Genomic DNA, 24771 nt, shown 5'->3' on the forward strand with positions numbered 1-24771 from the left:
CGCCGGGCACGCGCCCGACGCCACCCCCTCCCGCCGTCGCTTTGACCCGCCGATTTACATCGTTGTAGAGTAATCCCCGGCGCGCCACCTCGCGCCCTGTCCGACGACGAACAGGAGAGCACCGTGACCCGCCGCGCCGCCGCTGCGATCGCCCTCATCGCCCTGGCCGGCGCCACCCTCGCGGGATGCGCCGGGCCCGCGGATCCGCCCCCCGCCCCCGAGCTCGCCGACGTCACCGTCCACGATCCCTCCGTGGTCACGTCGGACGACCGGGTCTGGATCTTCGGCTCCCACGGCGCGTCCGCGCACTCCTCCGACCTCATCGCGTGGACCCAGCACACCGTCGACCTGCATGCGGACCCCGACAACGCGCTGTTCGGGGACGTCTACGCCGAGCTCGCGGAGACCTTCGAGTGGGCCCAGACGGACACCCTCTGGGCGGCCGACGTGATCGAGCTCCCGGACGGCCGCTACGCGATGTACTACAACGCCTGCAAGGGCGACTCCCCCCGCTCCGCGCTCGGGCTCGCGATCGCCGACACGGTCGACGGCCCCTACGTCGACCAGGGGATCCTGCTGAGGTCCGGGATGTGGGACCAGGAGTCCGAGAACCCCGGCGAGATGTACGACGCGACCGTCCATCCCAACGCGGTCGACCCCGACGCGTTCTACGACGCCGACGGCGCCATGTGGATGGTCTACGGCTCGTACTCCGGCGGCATCTTCATCCTCGAGATGAACCCCGCCACCGGCCTGCCGCTCGAGGGCCAGGGCTACGGCACCCACCTGCTCGGCGGCAACCACGCCCGCATCGAGGGCCCGACCGTCCAGTACGCGCCCGAGACCGGGTACTACTACCTCTACGTGTCCTTCGGCGGCCTCGACGCGTCCGGCGGCTACGAGGTGCGCGTGTTCCGCTCGGAGCATCCCGGCGGCCCGTACGTCGACGCGCAGGGCAACCCCGCCGCGGACGTCGCCGGCGCGCCGGGCACCGTGTTCGACGATGCGTCGATCGAGCCGTACGGGGTCAAGATCCTGGGCGGGTACGAGTGGGCGGACGCCCCGGCGGTCGGCGTCGAGGCCGGATACGTGTCGCCGGGCCACAACTCCTGGTACCGCGCCCCCGAGACGGGCGCGACCTCGCTGGTCTTCCACTCGCGGTTCCCCGGCACGGGCGAGATGCATCAGGTCCGGGTCCACCGGACGTACCTGACCGTCGACGGCTGGCCGGTGGTGTCCCCGGGCCGCTACGCCGGCGAGGCGTCGGAGACCGCGTCACCCGACGACCTCGCGGGGACATGGCAGGCGATCACCTTCGACCGCGTGATCTCACCGCTGACGCCGATGTCCGCCCCCCTGGCGCTCGAGCCCGACGGCAACGTGAGCGGCGTCCTCGACGGCACGTGGACCCTCGAGGACGGCGGGCACGTGACCATCGAGACCTCGGAGGCGACATTCACGGGCGTCGCGATGCGCGCGTGGAACCCCACGGCCGACGCGTGGACGTGGGGCATCTCGGTCCTCACGGCGGACGGCACCCCCGTCTGGGCGCGCAAGGACGTCGACCCTTCGTAGGCTGGGGCGCGTGACCCCAGCGACCTCCCGCGGCACGGCCGCCGGCGCATCGTCCCGCCGCGCGGTCTTCCTCGACATCGACGGAACCTACGCGCACCACGGCGTGGTGCCCCCCGAGCATGCGCGCGCCGTGCGCGACGCCCGCGCGGCAGGCCACCTCGTGTTCCTCAGCACCGGGCGGCCGGTGTCGATGATCCCCGCGTCGATCCGTGCCGCCGGCTTCGACGGGATGGTCGCGAGCGCGGGCGCGCATGTCCTGGTCGGCGACCGCGTCCTCGCCGACGTCCGCTTCCCCGAGCCGCTCGCGACCCGGGCACGCGAGGTGCTCGACCGGCACGGCGCGACGTACGTGCTCGAGGCCGGCGAGCGCAACCACACGCGGCCCGGCGTGATCGAGGCGCTCCGCGAGCGCTGGGAGGCTCGCCTGCGCGCCGCGGGGATCGACCCGTCGACCGCCGTCGGCCTGCGGGACGTCCTCGCGTCGATGGAGCCGCGCGAGTCGCTCGCGGGCGTCGCGTTCTCCAAGATCACCTGCTTCGGCGGTCGGACACCCATCACCGAGGTGGTCGAGGAGATCGGTCCGGAGGTCGCCGCCCTCCCGAGCTCCGTGCCCGACATGGGTGACGGGGCGGGCGAGATCTACCTCGCCTCCCTGCACAAGGCCGTCGGCGTCGACGCCGTGCGCCGGCACCTGGGCCTCGACCGCGCCGCGATCGTCGCGGTCGGGGACGGCCCGAACGACGTGGAGATGCTCGAGTACGCGGCGCTCGGCATCGCGATCGAGGACGGCCACCCGCGCGCGATCGCCGCGGCGGACCGCACCACGCCGTCGCCGACGCGCGGGGGCATCGCCACCCTGTTCGAGGAGCTGGGTCTCGCCTGACCTCGCCTATGCGCGGTCGAACGCGCAGACGTCGCCCGGCGCCAGAGCCGCGCCGACGCGGGCGCGCATCTCGGCGCTCATGATCGGCAGCCGGTCCTCGTGGTACCAGCGCGCCTCCGTGTTCTCCCCGTCGGCCGGGAACGGCTCCCCGCTGACGTAGCGGAAGCGGAACGTGTGGTCGAGGTACTGCGACCGGTCGCCGTTGGGATAGCTGATCGGCGGCTCTGCGTGGATGCGCACCAACGCCTCGGGCTCGGCCACCACGTCGGCCTCCTCGAGCACCTCGCGCGCGGCCGCCACGGCGGGCTGCTCCCCCGGGTCGATGATGCCCGTCACCGGCGTCCACGCCCCGTTGTCGGCCCGCCGCACCATGAGCACGTCCCGCCCACCCGCGGCCGAGGGCCGCAGCACCACCGCGGTGACCCCCGACAGCCACAGGAGCTCGTGACCCACCGCGGCGCGCAGGGACAGGATGAAGTCGGGCGTCGGCATGCGGCCAGCCTAGAGGGACGACGCGCGCGGCACCTCGACCCAGCCGGGATGCTTCGGCTCGCGGCCGTCACCCGAGGACCGCCCGGTGAGGCGCCTTGCCAACCAGGGCAGCACGTACGTCGCGACGTAGCGCGCCTCGCCCAGGACGCCGGGCGCCGAGGGATCGGGCGCATCGTCGCGAGGCAGATCCGTCGGCACCCCCATCGCGGTGAGCACGCGGGCCGCGACGCGTGAGTGGCCCAGGGGGTTGAGGTGGAGCCGGTCCGGCGACCAGTAGGCCGCGCGCCGCATCTCCGCGTCCCCGTAGTTGTGCACGAAGGTCACGTGGTCGTGCCGCTCGCCCAGGTCGTGCAGGGCCGCCATCATCGCGTCGGCCCGGTCGGCGAACACCCGGCCGCGCGGCAGCCTCGCGGTCGGGTCCGGCCCGCTCAGCATGATCAGGGAGACGCCGGCGTCGGCCGTGGCGGCCACCACGCGCAGGCAGAGGTCGACCACGTGCCCGGTGTCCCAACCGGCGCGCATCATGTCGTTGCCGCCGCCGTTGAAGGTCATGACCGTGGGAGCCGGCTCGAGGGCGAGCGCGGCCGGGAGCTGCTGGTCGACGATCTGGTCGATGAGCCGGCCGCGGATCGCGAGATTCGCGTAGTGCACCGGCTCGTCGCGCCCGGCGGCGAGGCCCGCGGCGACCAGATCGGCCCAGCCGCGCAGGCCACCCCCGGGGGCGGGGTCCCCGACGCCCTCCGTGAAGCTGTCACCGAGTGCGACATATCTCATGCGGTCGACCCTAGCGCGGTGCGCCGCACCCCGCGCGCGGTCCCGGCCGCCCCTCACCCGACCGGGACCCGCGCGCCCCGCGTCAGACCCCGGCGGCGTCGGCGGGCGCGGCCTGCCGGAGCCGCGAGGCGGCGTGCCGTCCAGCGATGTGCCCGAACACGAGCGCAGGGCCGAGCGTCGAGCCCGCGCCGGGGTACGTCCGCCCCACGACGGCCGCGGAGCAGTTCCCGGCGGCGTAGAGGCCGCCGACCACCTCGCCCGCCGTGTCGAGCACGCGGGCATGCTCGTCCGTGAGCAGGCCGCCCTTGGTGCCCAGGTCGCCGAGGATGATCTTGATCGCGACGAACGGCCCGTGGGCGATCTCGCCCAGGTTGGGGTTCGGGCCGTGGGACGGGTCGCCGTAGTAGTTGTCGTACGCGTCCCGGCCGCGGCCGAAGTCGCGGTCGACCCCCTCGCGTGCGAAGGCGTTGAAGCGCTGGATCGTGGCCCGGAAGGCGTCCTTGGGGACCTCCATGCGCTCCGCGAGCTCCTCGAGGGTGTCCGCCTCCACGGCCCCGCCCTCGGCGAACAGGGCCTTCCGCCCGACCAGGAACGCGTTGTTGAGGTAGCGCCGGCGGTGGCGGACGTCGAGGATCATCCACGAGTGGTTGGTCCGCTCGAGCCCGCGCTCGATCATGGCGTGGCCGAAGTCGACGTAGCTGGTGGACTCGTTGACGTAGCGCTGGCCGTCCTGATCGACGACGATCGTGAACGGCATCGAGCGCTCCGAGACGATGAAGGTCGCCCCGTGCTCGCCCGCGGGCACCACCGACGGACCCCACCACGCATCGTCCATGAGCGCGACGTCCGCGCCGTGTCGCATGCCGATCTCGATCGCGGTCCCCTTGTTCGCGGGGTTGCCGGAGGAGTGCTCCTGGTCGAGTCCCTGGTACTCCTGGCGCCACGCGGCGTTGTGGTCGAACCCTCCCGCGCCCAGGTGGACACCGGCCCGGGTGCGGATGCGGCGCTCGCCGTCCGGTCCGCCCACCACGGCGCCGACCACCTGCCCGTCCTCGACCACCAGGTCCGTCAGCGGCGTGTCGAGCCGCACCTCGGTGCCCTGCTCGAACCTCGCGATCCACATGAGGCGGGCGGCGAGCGACATGCCGAGCCCGGACAGCCGCTTGCCCGTCACCAGGCCGCCGAGCGTACGGAGCACGAGCCGCGCGCCGCCCACCATGCCCGAGAACGTCGACCACGCGCGCGCGAGCAGGTAGGTGTCGCCGGCGAACAGCGGGATGGGCGGCAGCGCGTTGCGGGCGTGGTCCCACCAGTCGCCGAGCCGTCGCGTGTCGAACGGGGCCGGCTCGACCGTCCGGCCGCCCGCGATCCCGCCCGGCAGGTCCGGGTAGTAGTCGGGGTACTTCTTCGCCGTCTGCCACACCATGCCGTGGCCTTCGAGCCAGGCGTGGACCACCGGGGCGGTGCGGACGAACGCCTGACGCCGCGGGAGGGACGATGCGGGGCCGACCTCCTCCGGCGTCCCCACGCAGGCGTCGAGGTAGGTCAGGACCTTGTCCTCGGAGTCGTCGACGCCGATCTCCTTCATCCCGGGGTGGTTCGGCAGCCAGCAGCCGCCGCCGCTCATCGCCGTGGACCCTCCCCATTCGCTCGAGCCCTCGACCACGAGGACCTCCAGGCCCTCGTCCTTCGCCGCGATCGCCGCCGACATCGCCGCCGCACCGGTGCCGACCACGAGCAGGTCGACCTCCTCATCCCACCTCGTCATGCCCACTCCCCTGGAGACTCGATCCGGACAACCCTGTCCGGAGGTGACTCGCATCCTACCGGACATCACTGTCCGGATCGATGTCCCGGCGCGGTCGCCCCCCCAGGCGGCTCCGCAGCCGGCGTCAGGACTCCTGAGCGGCCGCCCGCACCAGGGCGGCGAGCGCCTCGGGTCCGACGCCGAGCTCGCGGGCGCGGGCGGCGAGCGCCTGCGCGTCGGCGCGGAGGTCGGCGAGCGAGGCCGCGGCGGAACCGATGACGGCGCCGCGGCCGCGGCGCATCTCCACCAGGCCCTCGTCGCGGAGCATCTGGTACGCCTTGAGGACCGTGTGGAGGTTCACGTCGAGCGACTCCGCGACCTCCCGCGCGGACGGCAGCCGATCCCCCTCGACCAGTGCGCCGGTGGCGGCATCCGCGCGGATGGACGCCGCGATCTGGTCGTACAGCGGCGCGCCCGCGGCCGGGTCAATCCTGAGCAGCACGAGCGTCCTCCGCGACGGCGGCGAGCACCGCGGCGGCACCCCCGGCATCGTCCAAGGTCACCACGAAGCGGCGCCCGTTCACCCGCGTGACCTCCAGCGCGGCGCCCGATCGCAGCACCACGGCCGTGGCCCCCGGGATGGACCGGATCCCGAACCCGCCGTACTGGCTCAGCCCCTTGACCTCGGTGACGGCGACGCCGGCGACGTCGGACGCCGGCACCCCCATCCGCACCAGCCCGGCGGCGGAGCGCACGGTCAGGCCCGCGGCGTCGACGCGCACGCGGAACACCGTCAGCGTCGCGACCAGCGTGCCGATGAGCACCGCGGTGCCCGCCAGGACCCACGCGGCGACCGGATCCGAGGTCAGGCCGATGACGAGCGCGAGCACGCCCAGCAGGACCGTCGCACCGAGCAGGGCGCCCAGCGGGAGCGGCGCCATCTCCGCGCGCCCGAACCACATGGTCCGCTCGCCCGGCCGGCGCTCGAGGGGCGCGACGGGCGTGGCCGCCACGGGCGCCGCCTCGTGGCGGGGCTGGAGCAACCAGCCCGCCCCACCGACCGCGAGGCCGATCGGGACCGCCATCGCCACGACCGGGAGCACGGATCCGGCGTCCGCGGCGTCCTCGAGGCCACGCTGCAGCACGAGCGACCCGGTGAGGATGAGCGCGAGGAAGACGCCCAGCCCGACCGCCATCGCGATCAGGAGGCGAAGCACGAAGCCGCGCTCGCCCGCGCGGATCGGCGGCACCGCGATCGCCGACATGAGCAGCGGGAGGCCGCCGGCGAGCAGCGCCGTCATCAGCGGCACGGTCCATGCCGGCGCGAAGCCGTCGACCCCGGACGGCCCCCAATGGGTCGCGACCGGGTCGGGCAGGTCCCCGAGCATGAGCAGCTGGACGACGACCGCGGTCGCAGCGACGGCGACCGGCGCGATCACTCCGACCGCGATCGCGCGGGACGCGGCCGTGTCATGGGGGACGGACATGAGAACCTCCGAAGTTGTTATAGAAGAACTATAACACTAGGGAGCCGCTGGCGCGACGCCACCGCTCGCGAGCACGGCACCACCCCCACGATGCTCCGCACGGTTCCGCGCGCGACACGCCGGCTCGGCGCGCCGCCCCGCGCCCTCACCTCGGCGTGTCGGAGCCCGATCCGTGCGGAGCATCGGCGGGACGGCCCGTGAACTCGTCCATCGACCGGTTCACCCCGAACGCGTCGACCACCGCGTCGAAGGCGCGCACGGGCAGCGCGCGCACCACGGGGAGCACCCGCACCAGCGGAGGCATCACGATCTGCTCGCGACCCCGTTCGATGCCGTCGATCACGCGCTCGGCGACGCGCTCCGGACGCAGGATCGGCAGCAGCGCCGGCACCCGCGTCCGGACCCCGGCGAACATGCCCGTGTCGATGTAGTACGGGCACACCACCAACGTCCTCACCTGCGACCCCTGGGCGCGGAGCTCCGCCCGCAGCGACTCGGTGAACCCGACGGCCGCCCACTTCGACCCCGCGTAGTCCGTCTGCCGCGCGACACCGACCAGCCCCGCGGCGGACGCGACGGTCACCACGGTGCCGCGATTCCGGGCGAGCATGCCCGGCAGGAAGGCGCGCGCGATCCAGTAGGGGGCGAGCGCGTTGACGCGGAACGTGCGCTCGATCCCCTCCTCGCTCGCCTCGAGCAGAGGGGCGCCGGTCACGACACCCGCGTTGCTGATGACCACGTCGACGTCGCCGGCGGCGCGCGCGGAGGCGGCCACCTCGTCATGCCGGGACACGTCCACCGCGGCGGACGATGCGCGACCGCCTCGCGCGTCGATCTCGCCCGCCACCCGGGCACCGGCGGCCTCGTCGAGGTCCCAGACGATCACCTCGGCACCGCGGCGGGCGCCCTCGAGCGCCATCAGGCGGCCGATCCCGGACCCGCCGCCCGTGATCAGCATCCGGGCGCCGGCGAGCGGCAGGCCGCCGGCCCTCACGGACGCACCTTCGTCAGCGCGGCGAGCGCCCGTGTCATGACCTCGGCGTAGCGGCGATCCGACCAGCCCGGTGGAGGCGCGACCGGCAGCCCGCGCTGAGTCGCGACCGCCTGCGACTCGGTATGCTTGTGCAGCCCGTGGATCCCGTGGCGGCGGCCCAGCCCGGAGTCCTTGATCCCGCCCATCGGCGCGTCCGTGGACCCCCACACGGCGGCGTACCCCTCGTTGACGTTGACGGTGCCCGCCTCGAGCAGCGGCGCCACCCGGGCGCCGTGCCTCCGCGACCACACCGCCGCGTTGAGGCCGTAGCCCCCGGCGTTGGCGGACGCGATCAGCTCGGCCTCCGACGCGCCGCGGGAGATCGACACCACGGGCCCGAACGTCTCCTCCTGCGCGACCCTCATCTCCGCGGTGACGTCCGTCAGGACCGTCGGCTCGACGAACGCCGGGCCCAGGTCCGGCCGCGCCCGGCCGCCCGCGAGGACCGTCGCGCCCCGGGCCACCGCATCGTCCACGTGCGCCATGACCGCCGCGACGCGCGCGGGCGACGCGAGTGAGCCCATGCCGGGACCCCACCCGAGGCCGCCCGCGATCGTCATCTCGGTCACGCGTGCGACGAACGCCTCGACGAACGCGTCGTGCACCGCGTCGGCCACGTGGATGCGCTCGATCGAGACGCACAGCTGGCCGGAGTTGGAGAAGCAGGCGCGCACCGCGCCCGCCGCGGCCCGGGCGACGTCGGCATCCTCGAGCACCACCATCGAGTTCTTGCCGCCGAGCTCCATCGAGCAGCCGATGAGCCGCTCCCCGCAGCGCGCCGCGAGCTTGCGACCGGTCGCGGTGGATCCGGTGAACTGGAGCTGGTCGACCGCGTCGACCAGGGTCGGCCCGATGTCGCGTCCGGCGCCGGGGACCACCTGCATCAGGCCGTCGGGCAGTCCCGCGTCACGCAGCAGCTCGAGCCCGGCGAGCGCCGTCAGCGGCGTCAGCGAGTCGGGCTTGAGCACCACGGCGTTGCCGGCCAGCAGCGCCGGGAGCGCGTCGGACACCACGAGCGTGAGCGGGTAGTTCCAGGGCGTGATGATCCCCACCACCCCCACCGGGAGGCGATGCTCGATCGCGGAGGTGAGCACCGGCATGAGGCCGCGCCGCCGCCTCGACCGGAGCGCGCGCGGGGCCGTGCGCGCGTAGTAGGCGGCGTTGAGGATGACGTCGCCGACCTCCTCGAACGCGCTCAGCCGGTTCTTGCCGGTCTCGAGCTGGATCAGATCCATGAGGGAGTCTCGACGGTCGCGTGCGAGCACCGCGACCCGCCGGGCGATGGCGGCACGTTCGCGCAGCGGGGTCGCGTCCCACGCGCGTCGGGCGCCGCGCGCCCGCTCCACGGAGGCGAGGACGTCCTCACGCGTGGCCGTCGGCAGCTCGCCGAGCAGCGTGCCGTCCCACGGGCAGGTCGAGGCGAGGGGTTCACCCCCGCCGGTCGCGAGCGCGGCGAGGGACGATGCGCGGGCCGGGTCGAGCGCCGCGGCCGGCAGGGAGGACGTCGTCGTCATGCCACGCACTCTAGGTGACACCCGGTGCACGGTCGCGCTCACGCCACGCGGCACCGCCCGACCACGCGGCTCAGGACGGGCCGTACGCCCGCGCCGCCATCTCCGTCACCACGGCCAGGTCGAGGTCCTCGAGCCGCCTGAAGGTCACGACCGCCGAGCCGACCTTCACCCGGCCGAGGCGCTCCGCGTAGCGGTGTGCGAGGTAGGCGCCGTCGGCGACCGCGTTCACGTACAGGCTGACGTGGTTCTTCTGCTCGGCGAGGCCGATGAGGAACCAGTCGACGTCGGCGCCCCGGGGCCGCGGCTGCCGGATGTCCCCGTAGCCGACGATCGCCTGATCCGTGCCGCCCCAGAAGACTCCCCGCCACAGCGTGCGCGGCGCGCCGGGCATGCCCGCACGCAGCGCGGCGTCGACCGCCTGCAGGGTGCCTGCGCGAGGGCTCGCCGCGAGGAAGGCGTCCACGTCGTCCGCGGTGCGCCGGACCGAGCCGTCACCGGCCATGTCGCGCCTCCCTCGCTCCCCGGCATCGTCGCACGGCAGGCCCGGCCTCGGGGGGAAACACGAAGGGCCGCCCCTGAGGGCGGCCCTTCGATCAGTGCTGTCTCAACACTTCGTGGAGCTGAGGGGACTCGAACCCCTGACCCCCTGCATGCCATGCAGGTGCGCTACCAGCTGCGCCACAGCCCCGTGATCCTCGCGGATCCCGTGCTCCTGAGAGCAAGAGAGATAGTAGCCCAGATTCGGGCGCAGGTGTTAATCGGCGGCCGCGGCCGAGAGCCCGTAGCGTGCGAGCGACCAGCCGCCGTGGGCGGTCGCGAGGACGTTCCAATGGGCGTGGGGCAGCTTGCCCAGCGTGGTCGCATGCGCGTCCAGCCCGAGCAGCGCGAGCGAGCCCAGCATGATGGCGCTGCCGTGGCTCACGACCACCACCAGTCGTGCACCGTCGCAGGCCTCGGCAAGCGCCTCGGAGACGCGCGCGGAGACCTCGGCGGCCACGTCCCAGCCCGCGATCTGCGGGTCCTCGCCGCGCAGGCGGCGCTCGTAGTCGCGCGGCCAGCGGAGCTTGACCTCGTCCCAGGTGAGACCCTCCCACTCGCCGTAGGACCGCTGGCGGAGGCGACGGTCGACCGTGACGGGGACGGGCACGAGCGCACCGACGGCGGCCGCGGTGTCGCGCGCGCGCGACAGCGGCGAGGTGACGATCCGGTCGGGCACGCCGTACCCGTCGACGATCGCGCGGGCGGCGGCCGCCGCCTGGTTCCGGCCGTGCTCGCCGAGCGGCACGTCGAGGGACCCCTGCAGGCGCCCCTCCGCGTTGTACTCGGTCTGCCCGTGCCGGAGCAGCACCAGGACGGTCACGCGGTCACCGCCGGCGCCCCGACGTTGTGACGCTCGAGCGACCAGCCACCCGCCGGCGAGGCCACGAGGCGTGACCACGCGGCGTTCTCGAGGTTCCCCAGCGTGCGTCCGTGCAGCGGCAACCCGAGGAGCGCGAGCAGCAGCATGCGGCCCGACGAGCCGTGCGCCACCAGCACCAGGTCGCCGTCCACGCGGGCCGTCCACTCGTGCGCGGCCGCGGTCATCCGCGCGGCGACCGTGGCGTGGTTCTCGTACCCCTCGAAGTCCGGCTCGAGACCGGCGCTCCACGCCGCGTGGTCGTCCGGGAAGCGCTCCTTGCGCTCCGTCGCCAGGAGCCCCTCCCAGGGCCCGTAGCGGCGCTCCCCCAGCCGCGCGTCCTGATGCAGCGACGCATCGGTGTCGCCGATGATGATGCGCGCGGTCTCGACGGCCCGGCCGAGAGTCGAGGACACGAACGTGGGGCGAGGCCCCAGCGCGGGCCACAGGGACGATGCCGCGGCTCGCGCCTGCGCGCGGCCCGTCCCGTTGAGCGGGATGTCGGAGGAGCCCTGCAGCCGTCCCGCCAGGTTCCAGTCCGTCTGGCCGTGACGGACGACGAAGATCCGGGTCACTCGCCCGTCTCGACGGGGATCACGGGACAGTCCTTCCACAGCCGCTCGAGCTCGTAGTAGGACCGCTCCTCCTCGTGCATGACGTGCACGATCACGTCGTTGAAATCGAGCAGAGCCCAGCGTCCCTCGCGGACGCCCTCCCGCCGCACCGCGTCTGCGCCGTGCTTGGCGAGCTCCTCCTCGATGGCCTCGGCCACGGCGGCCACGAGCCGCTCGTTGGACGCCGAGGCGATGAGGAAGGCGTCCGCGAGCGGCAGATGCGAGGACACGTCGAGCGCCACGATCCCCTCCGCCTTCTTGGCGTCGGCCGCGCGCGCGGCGGCCTGCACCAGCTCGAGGGTGCGCTCGGTCGCCGCCATCAGGCGTTCCCCGTCAGGTTCCACACGAGCACGCCGAGCAGGAACGCCGCCGCGGCGATCACCGCGAGGTGCTGCCAGCCGAAGCCGTGGCCGCCCTCCTCGTGCTCCTCCGGCAGCGCACGCCGCGGCACCTCGATGCCGCCGGTGAGCGCCGGGATGTCGGTGCCGGTGGGCTCGTCGCCGACCTGCCCGACCGGGGCGGTGCCGGCCGACGACGTGGTCGACGCGTAGCCGTGCATGATCTTGGTGAAGTCGGGGATCGGGATGTCCTGCGACGGGGCGTAGTCGGCAACCTCACGAGGCTGCGCGACGGCGAGCGGGTGGTTCGCCCACAGGGACGGCGCCGCCGCTGCTGCCGTCTGAACCTCGCCGCTAGAGGGCATCCCCGCGGGCCGGAGCGCCGGGGGCGCCATCGGAGCGGGCGCCTGCGCCTCGGGCTGAGCCTTCGGCTCCGGCTCCGTCTCGGCCTCCGGCCCCGGCTGCGACTGCGGCTGCATCTCGGGCGCGGCGATCGGCGGCATCGGCTGCGTCGGCTGCTCGGAGATCGGGACGCCCCCACGCTGCGGCAGGGCGGTCGTCGGGTCGATCTCGTCGGCGCGCGCGGGCATCTCGGGCGCGTAGGGCACGCCGGCGTCGTCGGGCTCGGTGGCGCCCTCGGGAGGCAGCACGGGAGCGAAGAACGATGCGGTGGTGGGCTCGGGCTCGGGCTCGGGCTCGGGCTCAGGCTCGGAGGCCACGACCTCAGACTCGGGCTGCGGTTCCGGCTCCGGCGCCGCCACCGCCTCCGGCTCGGGCTCGGGCGCCGCCACGGCCTCAGGCTCAGGCTGCGGCTCGGGCTGTCGCGCCTGCTGGGCGCGGGTGATGCCCGCCATGGCGGCCGCGGTGAGTCGGCGGATCTCCTCGGCGGGGTCCTCGCCGGCGGGCGCGGCCGGCGCTGGCGTGCCGGACGGCGGGGTGATGCTCTCCCCGCGCTCGAGCCGCTCCTGCAGACGCCTCGCCTGGAGCGAGCCCGGCGGGAACAGGTGCCGGTACTGCTCGGGGATGGCGTCGGTCGCCGGGGCCTGCTCGGCGGGGGCCTCGGCGATCTCCGGCTCGGGCTCGAGCACCTGCGTCGGCGCCTCGGTGATGTCGACAGGCTCGGGCTCGGGCTCGGGCTCGGGCTCGACGCTCTCCGCCAGAACCTCGGGCTCCGGCTCCGCCACGACCTCAGGCTCCGGCTCCGGCTCGGGCTCGGGCTCGGGCTCGGGCTCGACGCTCTCCGCCACAACCTCAGGCTCAGGCTCGGGCTCCGGCTCAGGCTCGGGCTCGGGCTCGGGCTCGGGCTCGGGCTCGACGCTCTCCGCCACAACCTCAGGCTCAGGCTCGGGCTCCGGCTCAGGCTCGGGCTCGGGCTCGGGCTCGGGCTCGACGCTCTCCGCCATAACCTCGGGCTCCGGCTCAGGCTCGGGCTGCGGCTCCGCCACGACCTCAGGCTCCGGCTCCTCCGCGACCTCAGGCTCCGGCTCGGGCTCGGGCCTGAACATCGACCGGGCGCGGTCGACCATCTGCTCGGGCTCGGCGGGCTCCGCAGCCGGCTGCTCCGCCCGCTCCTCGGCGCGACGGCGCTCCACCATCTCCTGCGCGGCGAGCAGGTCGGGCGTCATCGTCGGGAGCTGACCGGTCGCGATCAGCTCCTCCTCGGCGGTCCACGTCTCGAGGGGGCTGTCCTGCCGCTCGATCTCGCGACGCTGGCGACGCGTCAGCGGGGTGCCGTCGGGGTTGGTGAAGGTCGACGGGTCGGCGCGCGGGATCGGCGTCGTCGGCTCGTCGGGAGCGGCCGCCCTGGCCTCGGCCTCACGACGCGCGCGGCGCGACAGGGGCCGGCCCTGGTCAGTCATCTATTCCTCCGTCGTAGAGCCCGTTCGCAGCGATGTAGTCGGCCACCCCGTGCGGGACCAGGTAGCGGATCGTCCTGCCCGCCCGGACCCGCCGACGCACATCGGTCGAGGATATCGCCAGGGCGGGCGCCTCGACCAGGATATGTGGCCTATCCGACTGATCCAACGCATGACCCGGGCGCGTCACTCCCACAAAGGTCGCGGACTCGAGCAGTTTGTCCGCATCCTTCCATTCGTCGAGCCGCGCGAGGGCGTCGGCGCCCGTGATGAAGAACAGCTCGGCGTCGGGATGGAGGGCGTGGAGGTCGGCGAGGGTGTCCACCGTGTAGGTCACTCCCCCGCGGTCCAGGTCGACCGTCGAGACCCCCAGCCGCGGGTCGCCGGACGCCGCGAGCTCGCACATCGCGAGACGATGCGCGGAGGGCGCCGCGGGCTCGTCCACCTTGAAGGGCTGAGCGGCGGTCGGCACCAGGAGCACGCGGTCGAGGCCCAGCCGGTCGCACACCTCGGACGCTGCCGCCAGGTGCCCCAGGTGCACCGGGTCGAACGTTCCTCCGAGGACTCCGATGCGCTCGCCCGTCACGGCGTCAGTGGCGGGTGCCGACGCTCCGGAAGGCGAAGGTGACGAACAACAGCCCCATCAGCGCGGTGAAGGCCAGCAGGCCGAACGCGGGCGCGGGGATGGGCAGCTCGTTCACCACATGCGACGTGGTCTCGACAGCCTCGGTGATCATGGGGGGACTCCTTCCGTCTGACGCGATTATGGCATCACTCGGCGCGCTCGGACGTCAGGGGCGGATGTGCCCGTCGCCGTAGACCACCCAGGTGGTCGTCGTGAGCTCGCCGAGGCCCATGGGGCCGCGGGCGTGGAGCTTCTGGGTCGAGATGCCGATCTCGGCGCCGAGGCCGAACTCGCCACCGTCGGTGAACCGCGTCGACGCGTTCACCATCACCGCGGCGGAGTCGATGCGTGCCACGAAGGACTGCGCCGCGTCGATGTCGCTCGTGACGATCGCCTCTGTGTGGCCCGTCGAGTAGCGGCCGATGTGCTGGATCGCCTCGTCCATGTCCGTCACGACGCGCACCGCGAGGTCGAGCGAGAGGTACTCGGTCGCCCAGTCGTCCTCGGTGGCCGCGACGGTCGGGACGCCGTCGGGCGCGAACCCGGCCGCCGCCTCGTCCACGTGCAGGGTGACGCCCGCCTCATGCAGCGCCCCGAGCACCGCCGGCAGCAGCGACGGGGCGGCGTCCCGGTGCACCAGCAGCGTCTCCGCAGCGTTGCACACGCCCACGCGGTGGGTCTTGGAGTTGAGCACGATCGGCACCGCGCGCTCGAGGGGCGCGGACGCGTCGAGGTACACGTGGCAGTTGCCCTCGCCGGTCTCGATGGCGGGGACGGTCGACTCCCGGACCACGGCCTGGATGAGGCTCCGGCCCCCGCGCGGCACCAGCACGTCCACGAGCCCGCGGGCGTTCATGAGCACCCGCGCGCCCTCACGGCCGTAGGCGTCGATCGACTGCACGGCGTCCTTCGGCAGGCCGACGCCCTCGAGCGCCTCCTGGAGCACGGCGACGATCACCTCGTTGGAGCTGGCGGCGGCAGAGCCGCCCCGCAGCACCGCGGCGTTGCCCGACTTGAGCGCGAGGCCGGCGGCGTCGACGGTCACGTTCGGCCGCGCCTCGTAGATCATGCCGACCACACCCATGGGAACCGACTTCTGCACCAGGCGCAGGCCGTTGGGCAGGGTCGAGCCGCGACGGATCTCGCCGACCGGGTCGGGCAGGGTGGCGACGTAGCGCAGCGCCTCGGCGATCTTCGCGATGCGGTCGGCGTCCAGGGCAAGCCGGTCGAGCAGTCCGGGCGACATGTCGTTCGCGCGGCCGCGCTCGAGGTCGAGGGCGTTCGCCTCGACGATGCGCGGGGCGTGGGCCACGAGCGCGTCCGCCATGGCGTGGAGCGCGTCGTTCTTGACGGTGGTCGTGGCGGTCGCGAGCGCCCTGGAGGCCAGCTTGGCTCGGCGGCAGGCCTCGAGGACGGCGGACTCGATGTCGGTGGGGGTCGCGGTCTCGGTCATGGCATCCGATTCTAGGTGCCAGGCGGGTGCCTGCCCAGGCTGGGGTGGCACCATCCGGCGCGGTTCAGCGGGCGCGCCGGGGCGCGACCGCCTCCGCGACCGTGGGGGTCGGGACGACCTCCCGGCGTCGACGGATCGCCATGTCGCCCTCGATGACCGCCATGACCGCCCCGACCAGCAGCAGGCACGCGATCCACTCGAGACCGGTGAGCGGCGAGAGCACCATCCATCCGGCGAGGAAGGGCAGCTCCGTCGCGAGGATCACGAACCCGACGGGCCAGAGCAGCAGCCGCACGCCTCGGCCCCACGGGGCCCTGAGCCCGGTCTCGGGATCGCGCCTGAGCTGGAGGCCCGTGGTGAGCGTGCCGAGCGCGACCACCACGAAGGCCATCGTCATCGGCTGCGACGCCTCGTCGGGCGACAGCTCGTCGCTGCCGACGATCAGCGGCACCGACGCGGCCACGAAGAGCGCGCCGCCGTAGATGAGCCAGCGCACCACGTTCGCACGCGAGGCGACTCCCGCCGCGGGATCGCGGGGCGGGCGCTGCATCAGCCCAGGCGCCGAGGGCTCCAGGAGGATCACCACGACCGCGAAGCCCGCGGCGGCGAAGTTGAGCACGAGGACCTGGACGGGTGTCAGCGCGACGCCCTCGTTGAGGTTCACGAGGCTCGCCATCAGGAACAGCAGCACCAGCGCGATGAGCTGGGAGAGCTGGAAGGTGATGTAGGCCGCGATCTTGCCGTAGACGACCCGACCCAGGTGGACCGCGTGGACGAGCGTCGCGAAGTTGTCGTCGGTGAGCACCAGCTTCGCGGCCTGCTTGGTGACCTCGGAGCCGGAGCCCATCGCCACGCCGATGTCCGCCTGCTTGATCGCGGCCGCGTCGTTCACGGCGTCGCCGGTCATGGCGACCACCTCGCCGCGCGCCTGGAGCCGCTGGACCAGCCGGAGCTTGTCCTGCGGGGTCACGCGCCCGAACACGGACAGCCGGTCGAGCCGGGCGTCGACCTCGGCGTCGCTCAGCGCGGCGAACTCCGCCCCGGACATCCCCTCACCCGGCAGGTCGAGCTCACGACCGATCGCGGTCGCCGTCACCACGTGGTCGCCGGTGATCATCCGGACGTCGATCCCGGCGGCGTGCGCCTCATCGACCGCGACCTTCGCCTCGGGCCGCAGCGGGTCGACGATGCCGACGACCCCGACGAACCCGAGCTCGCTCACCGCGGCCATCGGGTCGGCGATCACCGCGTCCTCCTCGGCGACGTCGTACACGCGCAGCGCAAGCGCCAGCGTGCGCAGCCCCTGCGACGACCGGTGCTCGATCTCGTCCGTCACGGCGTCCGCCACCTCGTCGATCGGGACGGTGTCGCGGTTCGCCAGGAACGCCCGGGCCGAGCGAGAGAGCAGCACGTCGGGAGCGCCCTTGACGACGCCGATGAGCCGCCGCTCACCCTGCCACTGCACGTGATGGAACGTCGCCATGAACTTGTAGTCGGAGTCGAACGGCACCTCCGCCTCGCGCGGGAACCGCCGGTGCACCTCGGGCACGTCGACGCCGAGCTTCTCCGCGAGCACGACGAACGCGGCCTCGGTGGGGTCGCCGACGACCACCCCGTCGGCGCTCACCGTCGCGTCGTTCGGCAGGGCGAGCGCGTAGGCGATCGGGGCGCCCAGCGGCACCTCGTCACCCTGCGACCGTCGCACGCGGCCGTCGAAGGAGTACCCGGCGCCGTCGACGGTGAAGGTCTCGCCCCCGACCCACACGCTGCGCGCCATCATCTCGTTCATGGTGAGCGTGCCGGTCTTGTCCGAGCAGATCGCGCTGGTCGCGCCCAGCGTCTCGACGTCGTTGAGCGACGCGACCACGGCCTTCGCCTCCGCGAGCCGCGAGGCGCCCCACGAGAGCATCATCTGCACGTAGGTCGGCAGACCCGTCGGGATGGCGGAGATCGCGACGGCGGTGCCGAGGAACATGAGGTCCGCGAAGGACTGCCCGCGGCCGATGCCGATGAGGACGATCACCGCGACCGCCCCCCACGCCACCAGGCCCATCACGCGGGTCAGGGAGCCGAGCTCGCGCTGGAGCGGCGACGGCACGCGCTCGACGTCGGCGAGCATCGTGGCGATCGCGCCCATCTCCGTCGACATGCCGGTGGCCACGACGAGCGCCGTGGCGGTGCCGCGGGTGACCGAGGTGTTCTGGAAGAGCATCGACGCACGGTCGCCGAGCGCGGTGGCGGGATCCGCGAGCGCGGCGGCGGACTTCTCGATCGGCGCGCTCTCCCCGGTGAGCGCGGCCTCCTGGGTCTCGAGGGCCGAGGCGCGGACGATGCGGGCGTCGGCGGGCACGATGTCCCCGGCCTCGAGCTCGATCACGTCGCCGGGCACCAGCTCCGGTGCGGGAACCGCGGTCACGGCACCGTCGCGACGCACGCGCACCTGAGGCACCTGCATCGTCGCGAGCGCGTCGACGCTGGCCTGGGCCTTGCGCTCCTGGCTCGCGCCCGACAGCACGTTGAACACGACCAGCAGCCCGACCATGATGGCGGTGGAGACCTGCCCGATCGCCGCCGAGATGGCCGTGACCGCCACGAGCATGAGGTTCATGGGGTCGGCCAGCTGGCGCAGCGCCAGCTGCCAGAATGTCGCGGCCTTCGCCGCGGTGAGCTCGTTGCGCCCGTGGGACGCGAGCCTCGAGGCGGCCTCGGAGGCGCTCAACCCGTCGAGGGAGGCGTCGAGACGCGCCGCGGCGTCCGCGGGTTCGAGCGTCCACCACGGCGTCACGGCGCCGGTCGTCGGTCCATCAGCACTCATAGCAGGCCCCTTGCGTCGCTCTCCCCCGCTGTCGAGTCTAGACAGACGCAGGTGGGCGCGCGCGGGCTACAGCACGACGAGGTGATCGATGTGGATGAGCTCGCGCGCGTACGCGTCGCCGAGCACCTCGCCGAGCGCCTCCGTGCTGAGGCCCTTCATGCGGTCGGCCTCCTCCGAGGAGAAGCCCGCGAAGCCGCGCGCGACGAGCGCGCCGTCGGGACCGAGCAGGTCGACCGGCTCCCCCGCCTCGAAGTCGCCGCGGATCTCGACCACGCCGGCGGCGAGCAGCGACGCCTGCCGCCCGCGCAAGGCGCGCACGGCGCCCGAGTCGAGCACGATCCCGCCGCGGGTCTTCGCCGCGTCGGCGAGCCACTGCAGGCGGGTCGTCTCCGCCTTGCCGGTGGGCAGGAACACCGTGCCGACGTCGTCACCCGCGACCGCGCGCGCGGCGTCGGTGGCCGCGGCGAGCACCGCCGTGACGCCGGAGTTGGTGGCGAGCGAGGCCGCCTCGATCTTGGTGATCATCCCGCCGGTGCCCACGGCGGAGCCGCGCCGCGAGATGTCGATCCCCTGGAGATCCTCGGGGCTGCGCACCTCCGCGATGCGACGCGCGCCGGGCGAGTCCGGGGCCGCGGTGTACAGCGCGTCGACGTCCGTGAGCAGGACCAGCGCGTCGGCGCGCACCGCGGTCGCCACCAGCGCGGCGAGCCGGTCGTTGTCGCCGAACCGGATCTCGTCCGTCGCGACCGTGTCGTTCTCGTTGATGATCGGCACCACGCCCAGCCCGAGCAGCGACTCGAGCGCGCGGCGGGCGTTGCCGTAGTGGGCGCGCCGCACCATGTCGTCGGCGGTGAGCAGCACCTGCCCGACCGTGAGTCCGTACCGCGCGAACGCGACCGTGTACGCGTGGATGAGCTTGCCCTGCCCGACGGAGGCCGCGGCCTGCTGCAGCTCGAGGTTGGTGGGCCGGGCCTCGAGGCCGAGCGGGCCGATGCCCGCGGCGATCGAGCCGGACGTCACCAGGAGCACCTCGCGCCCCTGCGTCCGGATGTCGCCGAGCGCGTCGACCAGCGCGCCCAGGCGCACCTCGTCCAGCGTGCCGTCGGACCCGGTCAGCGACGACGACCCGACCTTGACGACGATGCGCCGTGCCTGCGCCACGCTCGCGCGCGCCTCGCTCACCTGACCTCCTGGGGGACGTATGCCTGGGAGAAGGCTACTCGTCGTCCTCGGCCGGATCGGTCCAGTGGCCGGCGTCGCGCTCGGTCCACAGCTCCTCGCGTGCGGCGGCGCGCCCGTCCATCTTCTCCTTGAACTGCTCGCGCTTCTCGGCGCGGGTGGCGCGCTGGGTGCGCTCGTGCTGCTCGATGCGGAGGTCGGAGCCGCGCTGTCCGAGAAGCTCGGCGCCCGCCATCATGGTGGGCTCCCAGTCGAAGACGATGCCACCCTGACGCGGGCCGATCACCACCTCGCAGCCGGGCGTCGCGCCCGCCTTGAAAAGCGCCTCCTCGACCCCCGCCTTGGCGAGGCGGTCGGCCAGGTAGCCCACGGCCTCGTCGTTGGCGAAGTTGGTCTGCTTCACCCAGCGCTCGACCTTGGTGCCGCGCACCTGGTAGTAGTCCTCGGCACCGTCGCGGACGTGCGTCACGGTGAAGCCCGACTCGTCGACGGCCCGGGGGCGCAGCACGATCGGCGCGGCCTCCAGCACAGGCGCCTTCGCGCGCTCCTCGGACACCATCGCGGCGAGCGCGAATCCGAGCTCGCGGAGGCCCTCGTGGCTCACGGCGCTGACCTCGAAGATCGGCATCCCGGTCTCCTCGAGCTCGGGACGCACGATCGCGGCGAGGTCGCGGCCGTCCGGCACGTCGATCTTGTTGAGGATGATGATCTGCGGGCGCTCGGCGAGCGGCACGCCGCTGATCGCCTCGTCGCCGGTGTAGGCGCGCAGCTCCTTCGAGATCACCTCGAGGTCGCGGATGGGGTCGCGATCGCTCTCGAGGGTCGCCGTGTCGAGCACGTGCGCGATCACCGAGCAGCGCTCGATGTGACGCAGGAAGTCGTGGCCGAGACCGCGCCCCTCGGACGCCCCCTCGATCAGCCCGGGCACATCGGCGATGGTGAACTTGGTGCCGCCGGACTCGACCACGCCCAGGTTCGGCACCAGCGTGGTGAACGGATAGTCCGCGATCTTGGGGCGCACGCGGCTCATCGCAGCGATCAGCGAGGACTTGCCCGCGCTCGGGTAGCCCACGAGCGCCACGTCGGCGATCGACTTGAGCTCGAGGACGACCGAGGCCTCGTCACCCGGCTCGCCCAGCAGCGCGAAGCCGGGGGCCTTGCGCTTCTGCGTGGCGAGGGCGGCGTTGCCGAGCCCCCCGCGGCCGCCCGCGGCGATCACGTACTCGGCACCGTCGCCGACCAGGTCGGCCAGGAACTCGCCGTCGCGCGACTTCACGATGGTGCCGTTGGGAACGCCCAGGCGCAGGTCGGCGGCGTTGGCGCCGTGACGCATGTCGCCGGCGCCCTGCTTGCCGTTCTCCGCCGTCCGGTGGGGGGCGTGGTGGTAGTCGAGCAGCGTGGTGACCTGAGGATCGACCACCAGGATGACCGAGCCGCCCCGGCCGCCGTTGCCGCCGTCGGGTCCGCCGAGCGGCTTGAACTTCTCGCGGTGCACGGAGGCGACGCCGTGGCCGCCGTTGCCCGCGGTGACGTGCAGCGTCACGCGGTCCACGAACGTGGCCATGGGTCCTCCTGTGGTCGATCCGGCGGGACGATGCGCATCGTCCCTAGCCTAGAAACACGTCAGGGGCGCCGCCTGTCGGCGCGCCCCTGACGAGAAGTTGCGTGGTCGAGTGCTTACGCCTCGACGATGTCGACGACCTTGCGGCCGCGACGCTGCGCGAACTGCACGGTGCCGGCGACGAGCGCGAAGAGCGTGTCGTCCTTGCCGCGGCCCACGTTGTGGCCCGGGTGGTGGTGGGTGCCGCGCTGGCGGACGATGATCTCGCCGGCGTTGACGGCCTGGCCGCCGAAGCGCTTCACGCCCAGGTACTGGGGGTTCGAGTCGCGGCCGTTGCGCGAGGAGCTCGCGCCCTTCTTGTGTGCCATGAGTGTCTCCTCGCCTTACTTGATGCCGGTGACCTTGAGGCGCGTGAGGTCCTGACGGTGACCCATGCGCTTCCGGTAGCCAGTCTTGTTCTTGTACTTGAGGATGGTGATCTTCGGGCCGCGCTCGTCGCGCACGACCTCGGCGGTCACCTTGACCTTGGCCAGCGACTTCGCGTCGGAGGTCACCTTCTCACCGTCGACGAGCAGCAGCGGAGCCAGCTCGACGGTCGCCCCGGTCTCCGCCTGGAGACGGTCGACCACGACGATGTCGCCGACGGAGACCTTCTCCTGGCGGCCACCGGCCTTCACAATCGCGTACACCATGATCTATTCCTCGTGAAACTCGTTGTTCGATCCCGAGCGGGATCGGATTTCCTGCCGCAGCCGCTCCCGTCGAGGGCGCTGGCAGGGCATTGGCGCGCGGCGCGCCGACGTACAAATGTACCCGCTCTGACGGCGTCCGGTCAAACCAGACGCGCCCGACGGCTACTGCTCCTCGGAGTCCTCGGCCACGGGGGCGTCGGCGGGCTCGTCGGAGCGGTCCGGCAGCACCACCGGCACCTCGAGCTCGACCCGGTCCTCGGCCCCCGGCAGGGGCTCGGAGCCGGGCTCGTCCTCGTGGTGGTGGGCCTTCTCCGCGGCCGCGGCGATGGACGCGAGCGTGGCCTTGACGGCGGCCCGCGCCTCCTCGCGGTCGTCGAGCGCGTGCGTCTCGCCCTGGATGGGCGCGTGCACGTGCGCGTCGTTCTTCGGCTCGGGCTGCTGCTGCGGCTTGGCCTGCTGCTGCTGGCCCTTGCCCTGCTGCCCCCCCGCGGGAGCCGCGCGAGCGCCTCGCCTCGGGCTGCTTCTCGGTCGCCTCCGCCACGGGCTCGCCGTGCACCAGGAAGCCGCGGCCCTTGCAGTGCTCGCAGGTCTCGGAGAACGCCTCGACCAGGCCCTGGCCCACGCGCTTGCGCGTCATCTGCACCAGGCCCAGCGAGGTCACCTCGGCGACCTGGTGCTTGGTGCGGTCGCGGCCCAGGCACTCGATGAGGCGGCGCAGCACGCGATCGCGGTTCGCCTCGAGCAGCATGTCGACGAAGTCGATGACGATGATGCCGCCGATGTCGCGCAGCCGCAGCTGGCGCACGATCTCCTCGGCCGCCTCGAGGTTGTTGAGCGTCATCGTCTCCTCGAGCGTGCCGCCCTTGCCGACGAACTTGCCCGTGTTGACGTCGATGACCGTCATCGCCTCGGTGCGGTCGATCACGAGGGACCCGCCGGAGGGCAGCCAGACCTTGCGGTCCATGCCCTTGGCGAGCTGCTCGTCGATCCGGGCCTCGGCGAACACGTCGCGGTCACCGGTGAACCGGTGGAGACGCTGCGCGAGGTCCGGGGCGACCTGGCCGACGTACATCGACAGCGAGTTCCACGTGTCCTCGCCCTGGATGGTCAGCGAGTCGAAGTCCTCGTTGAAGATGTCGCGCACCACGCGGATCGCCATGTCGGGCTCGCCGCGCAGCAGCTTGGGCGCCTTGGCGTTGCCGGTCGACTCGTCGAGGATGGTCTGCCACTGGCGCTTGAGGCGCTCGACGTCCGCGCGCAGCTCCTCCTCCGAGGCGCCCTCCGCGGCGGTGCGGACGATCACGCCGGCGTCCGACGGGATCACCTCGCGCAGCAGCTTCTTGAGGCGGTTGCGCTCCGTGTCGGGGAGCTTGCGGGAGATGCCGGTGACGCCGCCGCCGGGCACGTAGACCAGGAAGCGGCCCGCCAGCGAGATCTGCGACGTGACGCGTGCGCCCTTGTGTCCGATCGGGTCCTTGGTGACCTGCACCATGACCTGGTCGCCGGGCTTGAGCGCGAGCTCGATGCGCTTGGCCTTGCCCTCGAGCCCGGCGGCGTCCCAGTTCACCTCGCCGGCGTAGAGCACGGCGTTGCGGCCGCGGCCGATGTCGACGAACGCGGCCTCCATGCCGGGCAGCACGTTCTGCACGCGGCCCAGGTAGACGTTGCCGGCCATCGACTGCTGGGCCTGGTGCGACACGTAGTGCTCGACCAGCACGTCGTCCTCGAGCACGGCGATCTGGACGCGGGAGTCCTTCTCCCGGACCACCATCGAGCGCTTGACGGACTCGCGGCGCGCGAGGAACTCGGCCTCGGAGATCACCGGGCGGCGGCGCTGACCGTCGCGGGAGTCGCGGCGGCGCTGGCGCTTGGCCTGCAGGCGCGTCGAGCCCTGGAGCTGGTCGTCGGACGATGCGGAGGAGCCACCGGAGGACGAGCGCGATCCGCGGCTGCGGCTGCGGCGACGGCGACGCGAGCCGCCCTCGCCGGACTCGTCGCCGTCGGCGGAGTCGTCGCCCTCGGCGTCGGAGCCCTGGTCGGGCTGGTCGGAGCCCTCGGACTCGTCCTGCTGCTCGGTCTCGCCCGACTCGTCGGCGGGCTTCTTCTTGCCGCGCCCTCGGCCGCCGCGGCGGCGCCGGCGGCGGGGACCGCCCTCGCCCGAGTCGTCGCCATCCGCAGAGCCGTCGCCCTGCTCGCCATCGGCGGAGGCAGCGTCCGTGGCGTCCTGGTCGGCGGCGGGGGCCTCGGCGGCCGGCGCCGCGTCCGCGGCCTGGGTCTTCTTCTTGCCGCTCGAGCGCTTGCGCTTCGGCTTCGCGGGAGCGTCGTCTGCCTCGCCCTGCTCCTTCGCGTCCTTCGCCGGCGCGGACGCCGGGGGCGCGAACGGCGACTCGGTGGGGGCCGCCGCGGAAGCGGGCGGGCCGGCCGGCGCGGAGGCGCGACGCGAGCGCTGGGGCTCGGGCGCCTGGAAGATCGGGGCGGTGACCGACGGTGCGGCGGTCTCGGGTGCGGTGGTGCTGTCCTCGCTCACGCGGGTACCTCGAATCGAGACCGCCCACACGCGGTCCCGACCTCATCGTCGTTCGCGGCTCGTGGCCACGGAAGTCTGCTGGTCACGGCGGGCGGCGGCGATCTCGAGCGCCCATCCCCGATATCGCCGCGGAGGGCGGTAGCCCTGCGGGATCCGGCGGGACTGGCTGCTGCGCAGTCGCTGCGTCTGCCGAGTGGTTTGACCCCCGGT

At 73.3% G+C, this 24771-nt stretch carries 23 protein-coding genes and 1 tRNA gene; 2 read left to right on the forward strand and 22 right to left on the reverse strand.

The genetic code is table 11. The annotated features are described in order from the left end of the window. Nucleotides 1–123: 123 nt before the first annotated feature. Both QQX10_RS02875 and QQX10_RS02880 read left to right on the forward strand, forming a co-directional pair. Nucleotides 124–1575 (forward strand): glycoside hydrolase family 43 protein, encoded by a 1452-nt coding sequence (locus QQX10_RS02875; RefSeq protein WP_301120144.1) that lies wholly within the window; start codon nt 124–126, stop codon nt 1573–1575. 10 nt (nt 1576–1585) lie between these two features. Further along, nucleotides 1586–2458 (forward strand): HAD hydrolase family protein, encoded by an 873-nt coding sequence (locus QQX10_RS02880; protein WP_301120138.1) that lies wholly within the window; start codon nt 1586–1588, stop codon nt 2456–2458. A gap of 6 nt (nt 2459–2464) precedes the next feature. Here the strand turns inward: QQX10_RS02880 and QQX10_RS02885 are convergent, their stop codons facing one another. From QQX10_RS02885 to QQX10_RS02990, 22 genes are all read right to left on the reverse strand, one after another. Then, a complete protein-coding gene (locus QQX10_RS02885) occupies nt 2465–2950 on the reverse strand; it encodes an NUDIX hydrolase (protein WP_301120136.1) in 486 nt (161 codons plus the stop codon). A gap of 9 nt (nt 2951–2959) precedes the next feature. Then, nucleotides 2960–3724: an SGNH/GDSL hydrolase family protein gene (locus QQX10_RS02890; RefSeq protein ID WP_301120134.1), complete on the reverse strand. Its 765-nt coding sequence runs from the start codon at nt 3722–3724 to the stop codon at nt 2960–2962. Between the two features lie 82 nt (nt 3725–3806). Next, the gene (locus tag QQX10_RS02895; protein ID WP_301120132.1) at nt 3807–5492 is read right to left on the reverse strand and encodes an FAD-binding protein; all 1686 of its coding nucleotides are present in this window, start codon (nt 5490–5492) and stop codon (nt 3807–3809) included. Nucleotides 5493–5616: 124 nt separating this feature from the next. Next, on the reverse strand, nt 5617–5973 hold the full coding sequence (locus tag QQX10_RS02900; protein WP_301120130.1) for a GntR family transcriptional regulator: 357 nt from the start codon (nt 5971–5973) through the stop codon (nt 5617–5619). Continuing rightward, nucleotides 5957–6958 carry a hypothetical protein gene (locus QQX10_RS02905; protein ID WP_301120129.1) on the reverse strand — a complete coding sequence of 334 codons (1002 nt, stop codon included), beginning with the start codon at nt 6956–6958 and terminating at the stop codon, nt 5957–5959. The genes QQX10_RS02900 and QQX10_RS02905 overlap by 17 nt, the downstream gene beginning before the upstream one ends. A 145-nt stretch (nt 6959–7103) precedes the next feature. Beyond that, on the reverse strand, nt 7104–7916 hold the full coding sequence (locus QQX10_RS02910) for an SDR family oxidoreductase (RefSeq protein WP_301120541.1): 813 nt from the start codon (nt 7914–7916) through the stop codon (nt 7104–7106). Nucleotides 7917–7948: 32 nt separating this feature from the next. Continuing rightward, entirely contained in the window at nt 7949–9505 is a 1557-nt protein-coding gene (locus tag QQX10_RS02915; protein ID WP_301120128.1) for a succinic semialdehyde dehydrogenase, read from the reverse strand. Nucleotides 9506–9575: 70 nt separating this feature from the next. Beyond that, a complete protein-coding gene (locus QQX10_RS02920) occupies nt 9576–10007 on the reverse strand; it encodes a hypothetical protein (protein ID WP_301120127.1) in 432 nt (143 codons plus the stop codon). A 113-nt stretch (nt 10008–10120) separates the two neighbouring features. Next, nucleotides 10121–10193, reverse strand: a tRNA-Ala gene (locus tag QQX10_RS02925). 66 nt (nt 10194–10259) lie between these two features. Then, nucleotides 10260–10865, reverse strand: a complete 606-nt coding sequence (locus QQX10_RS02930) for a histidine phosphatase family protein (RefSeq protein ID WP_301120126.1) — start codon at nt 10863–10865, stop codon at nt 10260–10262. Beyond that, entirely contained in the window at nt 10862–11476 is a 615-nt protein-coding gene (locus tag QQX10_RS02935; RefSeq protein ID WP_301120125.1) for a histidine phosphatase family protein, read from the reverse strand. The genes QQX10_RS02930 and QQX10_RS02935 overlap by 4 nt, the downstream gene beginning before the upstream one ends. Further along, complete coding sequence (gene rsfS, locus QQX10_RS02940) at nt 11473–11835, reverse strand: ribosome silencing factor (protein WP_301120124.1); 363 nt, start codon at nt 11833–11835, stop codon at nt 11473–11475. The genes QQX10_RS02935 and rsfS overlap by 4 nt, the downstream gene beginning before the upstream one ends. Further along, on the reverse strand, nt 11835–13712 hold the full coding sequence (locus QQX10_RS02945; protein WP_301120123.1) for a hypothetical protein: 1878 nt from the start codon (nt 13710–13712) through the stop codon (nt 11835–11837). The genes rsfS and QQX10_RS02945 overlap by 1 nt, the downstream gene beginning before the upstream one ends. Then, nucleotides 13705–14295, reverse strand: a complete 591-nt coding sequence (nadD, locus tag QQX10_RS02950) for a nicotinate-nucleotide adenylyltransferase (RefSeq protein ID WP_301120122.1) — start codon at nt 14293–14295, stop codon at nt 13705–13707. The genes QQX10_RS02945 and nadD overlap by 8 nt, the downstream gene beginning before the upstream one ends. A gap of 4 nt (nt 14296–14299) precedes the next feature. Then, nucleotides 14300–14446: a hypothetical protein gene (locus QQX10_RS02955; RefSeq protein ID WP_301120121.1), complete on the reverse strand. Its 147-nt coding sequence runs from the start codon at nt 14444–14446 to the stop codon at nt 14300–14302. Nucleotides 14447–14500: 54 nt separating this feature from the next. Beyond that, on the reverse strand, nt 14501–15787 hold the full coding sequence (locus QQX10_RS02960) for a glutamate-5-semialdehyde dehydrogenase (protein WP_301120120.1): 1287 nt from the start codon (nt 15785–15787) through the stop codon (nt 14501–14503). Nucleotides 15788–15851: 64 nt separating this feature from the next. Then, nucleotides 15852–18602, reverse strand: a complete 2751-nt coding sequence (locus tag QQX10_RS02965; RefSeq protein WP_301120119.1) for a cation-translocating P-type ATPase — start codon at nt 18600–18602, stop codon at nt 15852–15854. Between the two features lie 66 nt (nt 18603–18668). Continuing rightward, nucleotides 18669–19784 (reverse strand): glutamate 5-kinase, encoded by a 1116-nt coding sequence (proB, locus tag QQX10_RS02970; RefSeq protein WP_301120118.1) that lies wholly within the window; start codon nt 19782–19784, stop codon nt 18669–18671. Nucleotides 19785–19818: 34 nt separating this feature from the next. Continuing rightward, nucleotides 19819–21345 carry a GTPase ObgE gene (gene obgE, locus QQX10_RS02975; protein WP_301120117.1) on the reverse strand — a complete coding sequence of 509 codons (1527 nt, stop codon included), beginning with the start codon at nt 21343–21345 and terminating at the stop codon, nt 19819–19821. Between the two features lie 113 nt (nt 21346–21458). Then, nucleotides 21459–21710 (reverse strand): 50S ribosomal protein L27, encoded by a 252-nt coding sequence (rpmA, locus tag QQX10_RS02980; RefSeq protein ID WP_301120116.1) that lies wholly within the window; start codon nt 21708–21710, stop codon nt 21459–21461. A gap of 15 nt (nt 21711–21725) precedes the next feature. Next, on the reverse strand, nt 21726–22019 hold the full coding sequence (rplU, locus tag QQX10_RS02985; protein ID WP_301144519.1) for a 50S ribosomal protein L21: 294 nt from the start codon (nt 22017–22019) through the stop codon (nt 21726–21728). Continuing rightward, entirely contained in the window at nt 21901–24561 is a 2661-nt protein-coding gene (locus QQX10_RS02990) for an Rne/Rng family ribonuclease (protein WP_301144498.1), read from the reverse strand. The genes rplU and QQX10_RS02990 overlap by 119 nt, the downstream gene beginning before the upstream one ends. Nucleotides 24562–24771: the final 210 nt, after the last annotated feature.

Source organism: Demequina lignilytica (genome assembly GCF_030418305.1).
Lineage (GTDB): Bacteria > Actinomycetota > Actinomycetes > Actinomycetales > Demequinaceae > Demequina > Demequina lignilytica.

What these genes read in the sequence shown, in the direction of transcription:
- QQX10_RS02885 (WP_301120136.1), bottom strand. Translation starts at nt 2,950, where the DNA reads ATGCCGACGCCCGACTTCATCCTGTCCCTGCGCGCCGCGGTGGGTCAC.
- QQX10_RS02890 (WP_301120134.1), bottom strand. Translation starts at nt 3,724, where the DNA reads ATGAGATATGTCGCACTCGGTGACAGCTTCACGGAGGGCGTCGGGGAC.
- QQX10_RS02895 (WP_301120132.1), bottom strand. Translation starts at nt 5,492, where the DNA reads ATGACGAGGTGGGATGAGGAGGTCGACCTGCTCGTGGTCGGCACCGGT.
- QQX10_RS02905 (WP_301120129.1), bottom strand. Translation starts at nt 6,958, where the DNA reads ATGTCCGTCCCCCATGACACGGCCGCGTCCCGCGCGATCGCGGTCGGA.
- QQX10_RS02910 (WP_301120541.1), bottom strand. Translation starts at nt 7,916, where the DNA reads ATGCTGATCACGGGCGGCGGGTCCGGGATCGGCCGCCTGATGGCGCTC.
- QQX10_RS02915 (WP_301120128.1), bottom strand. Translation starts at nt 9,505, where the DNA reads ATGACGACGACGTCCTCCCTGCCGGCCGCGGCGCTCGACCCGGCCCGC.
- QQX10_RS02920 (WP_301120127.1), bottom strand. Translation starts at nt 10,007, where the DNA reads ATGGCCGGTGACGGCTCGGTCCGGCGCACCGCGGACGACGTGGACGCC.
- rsfS (WP_301120124.1), bottom strand. Translation starts at nt 11,835, where the DNA reads ATGGCGGCGACCGAGCGCACCCTCGAGCTGGTGCAGGCCGCCGCGCGC.
- QQX10_RS02945 (WP_301120123.1), bottom strand. Translation starts at nt 13,712, where the DNA reads ATGACTGACCAGGGCCGGCCCCTGTCGCGCCGCGCGCGTCGTGAGGCC.
- QQX10_RS02955 (WP_301120121.1), bottom strand. Translation starts at nt 14,446, where the DNA reads ATGATCACCGAGGCTGTCGAGACCACGTCGCATGTGGTGAACGAGCTG.
- QQX10_RS02960 (WP_301120120.1), bottom strand. Translation starts at nt 15,787, where the DNA reads ATGACCGAGACCGCGACCCCCACCGACATCGAGTCCGCCGTCCTCGAG.
- QQX10_RS02965 (WP_301120119.1), bottom strand. Translation starts at nt 18,602, where the DNA reads ATGAGTGCTGATGGACCGACGACCGGCGCCGTGACGCCGTGGTGGACG.
- obgE (WP_301120117.1), bottom strand. Translation starts at nt 21,345, where the DNA reads ATGGCCACGTTCGTGGACCGCGTGACGCTGCACGTCACCGCGGGCAAC.
- rpmA (WP_301120116.1), bottom strand. Translation starts at nt 21,710, where the DNA reads ATGGCACACAAGAAGGGCGCGAGCTCCTCGCGCAACGGCCGCGACTCG.